Source organism: Streptomyces bluensis (assembly GCF_014650715.1).
In the GTDB taxonomy this organism is placed as follows: domain Bacteria; phylum Actinomycetota; class Actinomycetes; order Streptomycetales; family Streptomycetaceae; genus Streptomyces; species Streptomyces bluensis.
On record NZ_BMVM01000014.1, the window covers coordinates 74928 to 86733 of the forward strand.

An 11806-nucleotide genomic window follows, 5' to 3' on the forward strand; every position below is an offset into this window, starting at 1 on the left:
GAGGGCCGCCGCACCCCACCGGGTACGGCGGCCCTCGGCATGTTCCTGGGTACGTACGGCAGGATGTGCGACATGCCCAGTGCAGACACGACGCGAGTGAGCGTGGACGAGCCGGAGCCGGTGCAGCCGACCAAGGAGGACGGGGTCGCCGCCAGCGGCAGCGAGCTGATCGGCGGACCCATCGGGCGGCGCGCACTGCTCGGGACGTCCTGGTGGACTCCCGTGCGGGTGGTCGCGCTGGTGGCGATCGGCATGTTCGCCCTCGGCATGGTGCAGAAGCTGCCCTGCTACGACGGTGCCTGGTTCTTCGGGGTCAGCTCCCAGTACACGCACGCGTGCTACTCGGACATCCCCCACCTCTACCAGGGACGGGGCTTTGCGGACGGGCTTGTGCCGTACTTCGACAAGCTCCCCGGCGACATGCAGTACCTGGAGTACCCGGTGCTGACCGGTGTGTTCATGGAGGTCGCCTCCTGGCTCACTCCTGGCAGCGGCAGCATCCAGCACCAGGAGCAGTGGTACTGGATGGTCAATGCCGGGATGCTCATGGTGTGCACGGCCGTCATCGCCGTCTGCACCGTACGCACTCAGCGTCGACGCCCCTGGGACGGCCTCCTGGTCGCCCTCGCGCCCGCGTTCGCATTGACGGCCACCATCAACTGGGACCTGCTCGCTGTCGCCCTGCTGGCCGCCGCGCTGCTGATGTGGTCGCGTCGGCGCCCCCTCGCCTTCGGCGTGCTGGTGGGGCTCGCCACGGCCGCGAAGTTCTATCCGTTCCTGGTTCTCGGACCGCTCTTCGTCCTGTGCTGGCGTGCGGGCAAGTGGCGGGAGTTCGGTACGGCGCTGCTCGGCGCCGTCGGCGCCTGGCTCGTCGTGAATCTTCCGGTGATGTTCCTCGCTCCGGAGGGGTGGGCCAAGTTCTACAGCTTCAGCCGTGAGCGCGGAGTCGACTTCGGCTCGATCTTCCTGATCCTTTCGCAGCGGTTCGACATCCAGATCACCGCGGAGGCGGCGAACACCTCAGCAATGATCATGATGGTGCTCGCCTGTGGGGGCATCGCCGCGCTCACGTTCACCGCTCCGCGCCGGCCGCGCCTCGCCCAGCTCGCCTTCCTGATCGTCGCGGCGTTCATCCTCACCAACAAGGTCTACTCGCCGCAGTACGTGCTCTGGCTGATCCCCCTCGCCGTGCTGGCCAGGCCGCGCTGGCGGGACTTCTTGATCTGGCAGGCGTGCGAGGTCGCGTACTTCCTCGGGATCTGGATGTACCTCGCGTACACGACCAGTGGGGACGCCCACAAGGGGCTCCCCACCGAGGGCTACCAACTCGCCATCGTCGTCCACCTGCTGGGAACGCTGTACCTGTGCGCCGTCGTCGTACGGGACGTCTACCTGCCGGAGCGTGACGTGGTGCGCCGGGCCGGCGACGACGATCCGGCGGGCGGCGTACTGGACGGCGCGGAGGATGTCTTCGTCCTCGGTGTGGCGGCCCGTCCCCCAAGGCCTGCGGCGCACCTCGAAGGGCCGCATGTCGAGTGGGGCAGCCACGGCACCGGTGGGAGTTCGCCCTGAGCGAACAGGGCGGAGGGAAGGTACTCAGAAGGCCGTACACGGGATCCGTGTACGGCCTTCTGAGTGCTGAGGGGCGATCCGGCGGGCGAGGCTCCGCTCGGCCCGGTGACCGCCGGTCAGCGGTCGACGATCCGGTCGAACTGCGTGGTGGTGTGCCGCAGGTGGGCCACCAACTCCTCGCCGACCTTCGGCTCCGGGGCGTCCGCGGGCACGAAAAGGATCGACACCTGCATGTGCGGCGGCTCCGCGAACCAGCGCTGCTTGCCGCCCCAGACGAACGGAGAAAGGTTCCGGTTGACCGTGGCGAGGCCGGCGCGGGCGACGCCCTTGGCGCGCGGCATGACGCCGTGCAGCGCCTTCGGGGCCTCCAGACCCACCCCGTGCGACGTACCGCCCGCCACGACCACCAGGAAGCCGTCGGAGGCCGCCTTCTGCTGGCGGTAGCCGAAGCGGTCGCCCTTGGAGACCCGGGTGACGTCCAGGACGGCGCCCCGGTACTCGGTCGCCTCGTGGTCCCCCAGCCACAGCCGCGTGCCGATGCGGGCGCGGAAGCGGGTCTGCGGGAACTGCTGCTGCAGACGGACGAGTTCCGCGGCCTTGAGGTGGCTGACGAACATGGTGTGGAGCGGCAGGCGGGCCGCGCGCAGGCGATCCATCCAGCCGATGACCTCCTCGACGGCGTCGGATCCGTCGGTGCGGTCCAGCGGCAGGTGGAGGGCGAACCCCTCCAGGCGAACGTTCTCTATGGCGGCGTGGAGCTGGGGCAGGTCCTGCTCGCTCACGCCGTGCCGCTTCATCGAGGACATGACCTCGATGACCACGCGGGCGCCCACGAGGCCGTACACGCCGTCCACGGATGACACGGAGCGGATGACGCGGTCGGGCAGCGGCACCGGCTCCTCGCCCCGCCGGAACGGCGTGAGCACCAGCAGGTCGCCGCTGAACCAGTCCTTGATCCGGGCGGCCTCGTATGTGGTGCCGATGGCGAGGATGTCCGATCCGAGGCGTGTGGCCTCCTCGGCCAGCCGCTCGTGGCCGAAGCCGTAGCCGTTGCCCTTGCAGACGGGGACGAGCCCCGGGAACTGCTCCTGCACGTGCTTGTGGTGTGCCCGCCAGCGCGCGGTGTCGACGTAGAGCGTGAGCGCCATGGCCGGTCCCGGAACCTTTCTCGTGGCTGCGGTGTATCAGAGGTATGAAGCGCAATTGTGATGCATCCGCCGGACCGGCGGGGCGATACCGGACCGCGTCACCGGCGCGACATGTAGATGTCGAGCGCCTTGTGGAGCAGCTTGTTGAGCGGGAAGTCCCACTCACCCAGGTATTCGGCGGCCTGCCCGCCCGTCCCCACCTTGAACTGGATCAGGCCGAAAAGGTGGTCCGTCTCGTCCAGCGAGTCGGAGATGCCGCGCAGGTCGTAGACGGTCGCACCGAGGGCGTAGGCGTCACGCAGCATCCGCCACTGCATCGCGTTCGAGGGCCGGACCTCCCGCCCGATGTTGTCCGAGGCGCCGTACGAGTACCAGACGTGTCCACCGACGACCAGCATCGTCGCCGCCGACAGGTTCACGCCGTTGTGCCGGGCGAAGTACAGCCGCATGCGGTTGGGGTCCTCCGTGTTGAGTGCCGTCCACATGCGCTGGAAGTACGACAGCGGGCGGGGCCGGAAGCGGTCGCGCACGGCCGTGATCTCGTACAGCCGCTGCCACTCCTCCAGGTCGTGGTAGCCGCCCTGGACGACCTCGACCCCCGCCTTCTCCGCCTTCTTGATGTTGCGCCGCCACAGCTGGTTGAAGTTCTTGTGGACCTCTTCCAGAGAGCGGTTCGCGAGCGGCACCTGGTAGACATAGCGGGGCTGGACGTCACCGAAGCCGGCCCCTCCGTCCTCGCCCTGCTGCCAGCCCATACGGCGCAGCTTGTCGGCGACCTCGAAGGCACGCGGCTCGATGAAGTCGGCCTCGATGTCGCGCAGGCGCTTCACGTCCGGGTCCTGGATGCCCTTCTTGATGGACGCGGCCTCCCAGCGCCGAATGATCACCGGCGGGCCCATCTTCACGGAGAAGGCGCCCTGCTGCTTGAGGTGCGCGAGCATCGGTTCCAGCCAGTCGACCAGGTTCGGCGCGAACCAGTTGATCACCGGGCCCTCGGGCAGATAGGCGAGATAGCGCTTGATCTTGGGCAGCTGCCGGTACAGGACGAGGCCGGCCCCGACCATCTCGCCCGTCTTGTCGAACCAGCCGAGGCTCTCGGAGCGCCACTCCGCCTTGACGTCGGCCCAGGCCGGGACCTGCATGTGGCTCGCCGCCGGCAGGCTCTGGATGTATGCCAGATGCTGCTCTCGGCTGATCGTCCTCAGGGTCAGGCTCATTCGGGGCGCTCCTCGGGCTGGTGTGTCCCCATGGGTACAGGGGCTCCGGCTCTCGCGCCGAAGCCTACTGCGCCCTGCGAGCGCGCCGTCTGGCCGTATGCAACCCGGGCTCCGACCGGTGCGTGGCCGGGGCGCCGCGAGGTGTGGTTCGGCCGGCTGACGGGTCGTCGGGGGAGTCCCCCGACGACCCGTCAGCCGCCGCGACGAGTTCAGCCGATGAGCCCGCCGAAGAGGCCGCCATGTGCCATGCCGAGGAAGAAACCGACCGCCGAGGCACCGAGACCGAGGATCAGGCCGAAGCGCTCACGGGTCGTCTCCGAGATGAACTGTCCGTACGCTCCGGTCAGGATCCCCACCAGACCTGTCCAGGAACTGAGCAGGTGCAGGTGGTCGAACATCGCCGTGACGAGGGAGACCACCCCGAGCACGAGCGTCACGGCGACCAGGGTGTCCTGCACGGGGTGGGGCTTGTGATCGGTGGCGAACAGGGATCCGGCGATGTTGGGTCGCATTGTCTGTGCCATGGGGCACCTCCTGCGGAAGGCGGCGCATCGTAGCGCCTTACTCACCCGATCCGTACAGATTGACGGTCCCCGCCGCCTGATTTCAACCGGAAGCGGGGGTGCGGGTACTCTGGACCGTCTGCACCGGTGTCTGCCCAGGCCACGACGGGGAATCTCAACCGGGACCCCCGATTGTCAGTGGCGGCCGATACCGTTGCGTACGCATCACAACCCTCCTGCCACGGAACGACCGTGGCCGCTGAGTCCAAAGGAGGTGGGTTCCACATGCGTCACTACGAGGTGATGGTCATCCTCGACCCCGATCTGGAGGAGCGCTCTGTCGCCCCCCTGATCGAGAACTTCCTCTCCGTGGTCCGCGAGGGCAACGGCAAGGTGGAGAAGGTCGACACCTGGGGCCGTCGTCGTCTCGCGTACGAGATCAAGAAGAAGCCCGAGGGGATCTACTCGGTCATCGACCTGCAGGCCGAGCCTGCGGTCGTCAAGGAGCTCGACCGCCAGATGAACCTGAACGAGTCGGTCCTCCGGACCAAGGTCCTCCGCCCCGAGACCCACTGAGCACTCCCGCTCAGCTGATCTCGGGAATCGAGTAGCAGCACAAGCAGCCAGCAGCAAACCCGCCGAGAGGTTCCCCCATGGCAGGCGAGACCGTCATCACGGTCGTCGGCAATCTTGTCGACGACCCCGAGCTGCGCTTCACCCCTTCCGGTGCGGCGGTCGCGAAGTTCCGTGTCGCGTCCACCCCCCGCACCTTCGACCGCCAGACGAACGAGTGGAAGGACGGCGAGAGCCTCTTCCTGACCTGCTCGGTCTGGCGTCAGGCGGCGGAAAACGTCGCCGAGTCGCTTCAGCGAGGCATGCGCGTCATCGTGCAGGGTCGGCTGAAGCAGCGGTCCTACGAGGACCGTGAGGGCGTCAAGCGCACGGTCTACGAGCTCGACGTCGACGAGGTCGGCGCGAGCCTGCGCAACGCCACGGCCAAGGTCACCAAGACCGCCGGCCGCGGTGGCCAGGGCGGTTACGGCGGCGGGGGCGGCCAGGGTGGCGGCGGCTGGGGCGGAGGCCCCGGCGGCGGCCAGCAGGGCGGCGGCGCTCCTGCCGACGACCCGTGGGCCACCGGCGCTCCCGCCGGCGGCCAGCAGGGTGGCGGCGGCTGGGGCGGAGGCTCCGGCGGCGGTGGCGGCTACTCGGACGAGCCCCCCTTCTAAGCCTTCGGACCGGGACACCGGTCCTTCGGGGCGAGGGGCGGGGCCGCACCCCAAACTTCTTGATCACACAGGAGAAACACCATGGCGAAGCCGCCTGTGCGCAAGCCGAAGAAGAAGGTCTGCGCTTTCTGCAAGGACAAGGTCACGTACGTGGACTACAAGGACACGAACATGCTGCGGAAGTTCATTTCCGACCGCGGCAAGATCCGTGCCCGCCGCGTGACCGGCAACTGCACGCAGCACCAGCGTGACGTCGCTACGGCCGTGAAGAACAGCCGTGAGATGGCGCTGCTGCCCTACACGTCCACCGCGCGCTAAGGGAAGGGTGACCTACTCATGAAGATCATCCTCACCCACGAGGTCTCCGGCCTCGGTGCCGCGGGCGACGTCGTCGACGTCAAGGACGGTTACGCTCGCAACTACCTGATCCCGCGGAAGTTCGCGATCCGCTGGACCAAGGGCGGCGAGAAGGACGTCGAGCAGATCCGTCGCGCTCGCAAGATCCACGAGATTCAGACCATCGAGCAGGCCAACCAGGTCAAGGCCCAGATCGAGGGTGTCAAGGTCCGTCTGGCCGTTCGCTCCGGCGACGCCGGTCGTCTCTTCGGTTCCGTCACCCCGGCCGACATCGCCTCGGCGATCAAGGCCTCCGGTGGCCCCGAGGTCGACAAGCGCCGCATCGAGCTGGGCGCGCCCATCAAGACGCTGGGCGCCCACGAGACGTCCGTGCGTCTGCACCCCGAGGTGGCCGCCAAGGTCAGCATCGAGGTCGTTGCGGCCTGAGTGCCGCGCTCGCTGAAGCGGTAGCAGGGGCCGCACCCTTCGGGTGCGGCCCCTGCTACTTGCTTGGCCCCTCGGAGGACGACGAACCAGTCTCGGGGCGGGTGGGACGCCTGCCTGTTTCACGTGAAACAGGCAGGGACCAGGGCGACGTTTCTCATCACACGCGGGTGGCTCGACTCGGACGACGGCGCCGACACCGCGTGACTCGGGCGTCGACTTGCTCAGCGCGTCGCCCCCGTGACGACCCAGCGACCGGAGCGGGAGCGCAGCCACAGTGTCAGCATGCGCATCGTCATCATCAGCGTCATGGCTCCCCAGAGTGCGGTCAGTCCGCCATCGAAGGCCGGAACGAGTAGCGCCGCGGGCGTGAAGATCGCGAGGGTCAGCAGCATCGCCCACGCCAGATACGGGCCGTCTCCCGCGCCCATCAGCACGCCATCGAGAACGAACACGATGCCCGAGATCGGCTGGGAGAGCGCCACCACCATGAGGGCGGGCAATGCGGCGTCCTGGACCACCGGATCGCCCGTGAAGAGCGGGATGAACACGGGGCGGCTGATGAGCACCAGCAGTCCCAGCACGACGCCGGTGGCGATGCCCCACTGCACCATACGGCGACATGCCTCCCTGGCTCCCTGGGCGTCGCCCGCGCCGAGATAACGGCCGATGATGGCCTGCCCCGCGATGGCTATCGCGTCGAGCGCGAAGGCGAGCAGGCTCCATAGGGAAAGGATGATCTGATGCGCTGCGATATCGGCGTCTCCGAGGCGCGCTGCGACCCCGGTGGCGATCATCAGGATGGCCCGGAGTGAGAGCGTACGCACCAGCAGCGGTGCACCGGCCTGGGCACTGGCCCGTATCCCGGCGACGTCCGGTCGCAGCGAGGCACCGTGCCTGCGTGCCCCGCGGACCACGACCCAGAGGTACACGGCGGCCATGCCGCACTGGGCGATGACCGTGCCCCAAGCGGAGCCGGCGATGCCCAGACCGGCGCCGTAGACGAGGCCCACGTTGAGGGCGGCGTTGGCGACGAAGCCAGCTATGGCGACGTACAGCGGAGTCTTCGTGTCCTGGAGTCCACGCAGAACACCTGTGGCGGCGAGCACTACCAGCATCGCCGGAATACCGAGCGCGGAAATGCGGAGGTATGTGGTGGCGAACGGGGCAGCGGTGTCCGAGGCGCCGAACAGGTTCACCAGTGCAGGCGCTCCGGGCAGGACGACGACCACGACGGCGGCGCCGAGAAGGAGAGCGAGCCAGATGCCGTCCATGCCCTGGCGGATGGCGGCCCGCGGATCACCGGCCCCGACACGGCGGGCGACCCCGGCCGTGGTGGCGTACGCGAGGAAGACGAAGATGCTCACCGCGGTGGTGAGGAGGGCGGAGGCGACGCCGAGACCGGCCAGCTGTGCGGTGCCGAGGTGGCCGACGATGGCGGTGTCGGCCAACAGAAAGAGGGGCTCGGCGACGAGTGCGCCGAAGGCCGGAACGGCCAGCGTGACGATCTCTCGGTCGTGCTGCCGCCGGGCGGCCCTGGTTGCCGCGGAAGCCTGTGTCATGGACATCAATCTAATCGTCCACAGGTAAGAGATGCAACGCCGTGCCACCCCTTACGAGCGGCTCGCCCGGGCGTGTCGTGGCAGCTCGTTCGAGAGGATCTTGGTCTGGCTGTGAAAGTTTTTCTTCTGCACAGCCGGTGGATGGCAAAGTAGCAGGTCAGAGCTGTTGGGTCCGGATGTCCCGAGGCTTGTTCACAGGCCTGTCCACCGTGTCGTGCACAGGTTTTGCGGAGTTCTCCACAGCATCGGGGCCGTCGTCCACATGGCCTGTGGATAACCAGATTGGCTGACGGTGCCGAGCGGCCTACCGTGGTCCGGCGCCCGCCCTGTCTTCAGGTCTCGGAATGCACGCAAAACCGACGTGCCCGATGCGGAGTTGGGCCTCTCATTTGTCAGTGTCGTGCCGTAGGAAAGAGGGGCACGGCGAGGTCCGCGTGGGCGGACGGGAGGAGGTGGCCCGGTGAGCATTTCCGAGCCCTTGGACGAGCCGTGGGCCGACAGCGGACCCAGCGATCGTCTGCCCGCCTCCCGTCGCGGCGGCACTGGTGGCCGCGGCCGTGACGAACAGCACGACCGGGGCCGCGAGGACAGTGCATGGGACGGTGCGGCGCCGTCGTTCGAGCGGGTGCCGCCACAGGACCTCGATGCCGAGCAGTCCGTCCTCGGTGGCATGCTCCTGTCCAAAGACGCCATCGCGGACGTGGTCGAGGTACTCAAGGGCCATGACTTCTACAAGCCCGCACACGAGACCATCTTCCAGGCCATCCTCGACGTCTACGCCAAGGGTGAGCCGGCCGACCCCATTACGATCGCCGCCGAGCTCACCAAGCGCGGCGAGATCACCAAGGTGGGCGGCCCCGCGTATCTGCACGCCCTCGTCCAGACGGTCCCGACGGCGGCGAACGCCGAGTACTACGCCGAGATCGTCCACGAGCGCGCGGTCCTCCGCCGCCTGGTCGAGGCCGGCACGCGGATCACGCAGATGGGATACGCGGCCGATGACGACGTCGACGAGATCGTCAACAGGGCACAGGCCGAGATCTACGCCGTCACCGAGCAGCGCACCACCGAGGACTATCTGCCGCTCGGCGACATCATGGAGGGCGCGCTCGACGAGATCGAGGCGATCGGCTCCCGGTCGGGGGAGATGACCGGTGTGCCGACCGGCTTCACCGACCTCGACCAGCTCACGAACGGCCTGCACCCGGGCCAGATGATCATCATCGCCGCGCGTCCGGCGATGGGCAAGGCGCTCGCCCTGGACACCCCGCTGCCCACGCCCACGGGATGGACGACGATGGGCGAGGTCGCGGTCGGCGACCAGCTGATCGACGCCGCGGGCAGGCCCACTCAGGTCGTCGCCGCGACGGAGGTCATGGTCGGCCGCCCCTGCTACCGCATCACTTTCGATGACGACACCACCGTCATCGCCGATGCAGAGCACCAGTGGCTCACTGACACCCGCGCTTCACGTCGTGCGGCCGGTGAGAGCGGCCCCGGTCGGCACGCCGACCCTGCGGTGAGGACGACGAAGGAGATCGCGGAGACGGTCCGTTGTCCGACCGACGGGCGGATGAATCACTCGGTGAAGAACGCAGCCCCTGTCGAGTTGCCTGCCCGAGATCTCCCTGTGCCGCCGTACACACTGGGCGCATGGCTGGGCGGCGGGCACGGGAAGAACCACGGCAGTCTCCCCGTGGTGCTGCGGGAGATGGGCCTTCTGGGGAACAAGCACATCCCGCAGAGCTACCTGAGGGGCTCCGTTGCCCAGCGGCGCGCGCTCCTTGCCGGCCTGTTGGACACCGACGCGACCGTCACGGACGCCGGCAGCGTCCAGTTCACCTCCACCAGCAGGGCTCTCGCTGAGGGCGTTCATGAGCTGGTAGTAAGCCTCGGCTACCGCTGCGGTATCGCCACCAAGAAGGTCAAGGAGAGTTCTGAAGCGTCCTCCACGGCCTACAACGTCAACTTCACGACCTCGGACGTTGTCTTCGGCCTGGAGCGGAAGCAGCAAGTGCATGCCGAGCGGTGCCGGAAGGCCACGCCGAAGCTGACAGAGCGGTTCATCAAGGACGTCGAGCTGGTCGAGAGCGTCCCGGTGCGCTGTGTCCAGGTGGACAACGAAGCCCACATGTACCTGGCCACGCGGTCGATGGTGCCCACGCACAACTCCACGCTGGCTTTGGATTTCGCGCGGGCCTGCTCGATCAAGCACAACATGCCGAGTGTGATCTTCTCGCTCGAAATGGGCCGCAACGAGATCGCGATGCGTCTGCTGTCCGCCGAGGCGCGCGTGGCCCTGCACCACATGAGGTCCGGGACGATGACCGACGAGGACTGGACCCGCCTCGCGCGCCGGATGCCGGACGTCTCGGCCGCTCCCCTCTACATCGACGACTCCCCGAACCTGTCGATGATGGAGATCCGTGCCAAGTGCCGCCGTCTGAAACAGCGCAACGACCTCAAGCTGGTCGTCATCGACTACCTGCAGCTGATGCAGTCCGGCGGTAAACGGTCCGAGAGCCGCCAGCAGGAGGTCTCCGACATGTCGCGAAACCTCAAGCTGCTGGCCAAGGAGCTGGAACTGCCGGTGATCGCGCTGTCCCAGCTCAACCGTGGCCCCGAGCAGCGCACGGACAAAAAGCCCATGGTCTCCGACCTGCGTGAGTCCGGATCGATCGAGCAGGACGCGGACATGGTGATCCTGCTGCACCGCGAGGACGCCTATGAGAAGGAGTCCCCGCGTGCGGGCGAGGCGGACATCATCGTGGGCAAGCACCGCAACGGCCCGACGGCCACGATCACGGTTGCCTTCCAGGGGCATTACTCACGCTTCGTGGACATGGCGCAGACCTGATAAATCCGCTCGACTTCCGGTTCCGGGTGTAGGGCCTCAAATGTCGTGGCCGAATCCCATGGCCGGTGGCCAAGTGGTGGCCGAATAGCCATGAACGTGAGATCGCCTTGCTGCTCACCGAGAACGGCCCGGTGGTGGTGGATGGCAAGCCGCATCGACGGCTGCCCGACCCGGTGGTGGCGTTCACGTTCGCGTGGACCCGGCAGGCGGTCGAGTCGCGTGACGGGCGCTCAGCGCCTCGTCTCGTACCTGGTCAGGATCGTGCCGCCGGGCAACGTCCGCGTCTCCACCAGGTTCAGGTTCACCCAGTTGTCCAGCGCGGTGAAGAACGGCGTGCCGCCGCCCACCAGGACCGGCGCGGTGGCCAGCACGTACTCGTCAATCAGCCCGGCCCGCATGGCCGCCCCGGCCAGCGTCGCGCCGCCGATGTCCATCGGGCCGCCGTCCTCGGCCTTGAGCCGGGTGATCTCGGCGACCGCGTCGCCGGTGACCAGGCGGGTGTTCCAGTCGACCTTGTCGATCGTCGAGGAGAACACCACCTTCGACATGTCCCGCCAGCGGCGCGCGAACTCGATCTCCGCCGGAGTGGCGTTGGGCTGCTGGTCGCCGGTCGGCCAGTAGGAGCTCATCGTCTGCCACAGCTTGCGCCCGTACAGCGTCAGGTCGGTCGCCTGCAACTGGTCGGACCAGAACTGGAACAGCTCGTCGCTCGGCACGCTCCAGCCGATGTCGTCGCCGGGCGCGGCGATGTAGCCGTCCAGGCTCAGGTTCATGCCGTAGATCAATTTCCGCATGGTGGCAGCCTTCCGTGAGTCGGTCTCACGCGTACAGACCGGCGCGGCGCGGGAAACTCATCGGTGCGCGATCTGAGCTTCGCATGTAGTCCTCGTGCTCGGTGGCTCAGTCGCAGACTCATCGTTTCGCCGGGGAAATGGCATCGA

11 protein-coding genes are annotated in these 11806 nt (G+C 67.8%); 6 read left to right on the plus strand and 5 right to left on the minus strand.

The features are described from left to right. Positions 1–63 precede the first annotated feature (63 nt). On the plus strand, positions 64–1572 hold the full coding sequence (locus tag IE262_RS28890; RefSeq protein WP_189877909.1) for a glycosyltransferase family 87 protein: 1509 nt from the start codon (positions 64–66) through the stop codon (positions 1570–1572). 116 nt (positions 1573–1688) lie between these two features. On the opposite strand, the gene IE262_RS28895 is transcribed toward IE262_RS28890, so the two are convergent. The 3 genes from IE262_RS28895 to IE262_RS28905 all read right to left on the minus strand — a co-directional run bounded on the left by IE262_RS28895 (position 1689) and on the right by IE262_RS28905 (position 4461). Beyond that, positions 1689–2720: an alanine racemase gene (locus IE262_RS28895; protein WP_134038137.1), complete on the minus strand. Its 1032-nt coding sequence runs from the start codon at positions 2718–2720 to the stop codon at positions 1689–1691. 98 nt (positions 2721–2818) lie between these two features. Further along, positions 2819–3937, minus strand: a complete 1119-nt coding sequence (gene femX, locus IE262_RS28900) for a peptidoglycan bridge formation glycyltransferase FemX (protein ID WP_134038134.1) — start codon at positions 3935–3937, stop codon at positions 2819–2821. 209 nt (positions 3938–4146) lie between these two features. Further along, complete coding sequence (locus IE262_RS28905; RefSeq protein WP_134038131.1) at positions 4147–4461, minus strand: hypothetical protein; 315 nt, start codon at positions 4459–4461, stop codon at positions 4147–4149. A 264-nt stretch (positions 4462–4725) separates the two neighbouring features. Between IE262_RS28905 and rpsF the strand changes: the two genes are divergently transcribed. From rpsF to rplI, 4 genes are all read left to right on the plus strand, one after another. Next, positions 4726–5016 carry a 30S ribosomal protein S6 gene (gene rpsF / locus IE262_RS28910; RefSeq protein WP_100827172.1) on the plus strand — a complete coding sequence of 97 codons (291 nt, stop codon included), beginning with the start codon at positions 4726–4728 and terminating at the stop codon, positions 5014–5016. A 77-nt stretch (positions 5017–5093) separates the two neighbouring features. Next, positions 5094–5666 carry a single-stranded DNA-binding protein gene (locus tag IE262_RS28915; protein WP_134038128.1) on the plus strand — a complete coding sequence of 191 codons (573 nt, stop codon included), beginning with the start codon at positions 5094–5096 and terminating at the stop codon, positions 5664–5666. An 81-nt stretch (positions 5667–5747) separates the two neighbouring features. Further along, on the plus strand, positions 5748–5984 hold the full coding sequence (gene rpsR, locus IE262_RS28920) for a 30S ribosomal protein S18 (protein WP_003949403.1): 237 nt from the start codon (positions 5748–5750) through the stop codon (positions 5982–5984). An 18-nt stretch (positions 5985–6002) separates the two neighbouring features. Further along, on the plus strand, positions 6003–6449 hold the full coding sequence (gene rplI / locus IE262_RS28925) for a 50S ribosomal protein L9 (protein WP_134038125.1): 447 nt from the start codon (positions 6003–6005) through the stop codon (positions 6447–6449). A 221-nt stretch (positions 6450–6670) separates the two neighbouring features. Here rplI and IE262_RS28930 read toward each other — a convergent pair whose 3' ends face one another. Next, entirely contained in the window at positions 6671–8017 is a 1347-nt protein-coding gene (locus IE262_RS28930) for an MATE family efflux transporter (RefSeq protein WP_373305168.1), read from the minus strand. A 451-nt stretch (positions 8018–8468) separates the two neighbouring features. Between IE262_RS28930 and dnaB the strand changes: the two genes are divergently transcribed. Beyond that, positions 8469–10865 (plus strand): replicative DNA helicase, encoded by a 2397-nt coding sequence (dnaB, locus tag IE262_RS28935; protein ID WP_308432800.1) that lies wholly within the window; start codon positions 8469–8471, stop codon positions 10863–10865. A gap of 230 nt (positions 10866–11095) precedes the next feature. On the opposite strand, the gene IE262_RS28940 is transcribed toward dnaB, so the two are convergent. Continuing rightward, positions 11096–11659, minus strand: coding sequence for a dihydrofolate reductase family protein (locus IE262_RS28940; RefSeq protein ID WP_189877804.1), 564 nt, complete (start codon positions 11657–11659; stop codon positions 11096–11098). Between the last annotated feature and the right edge of the window lie 147 nt (positions 11660–11806).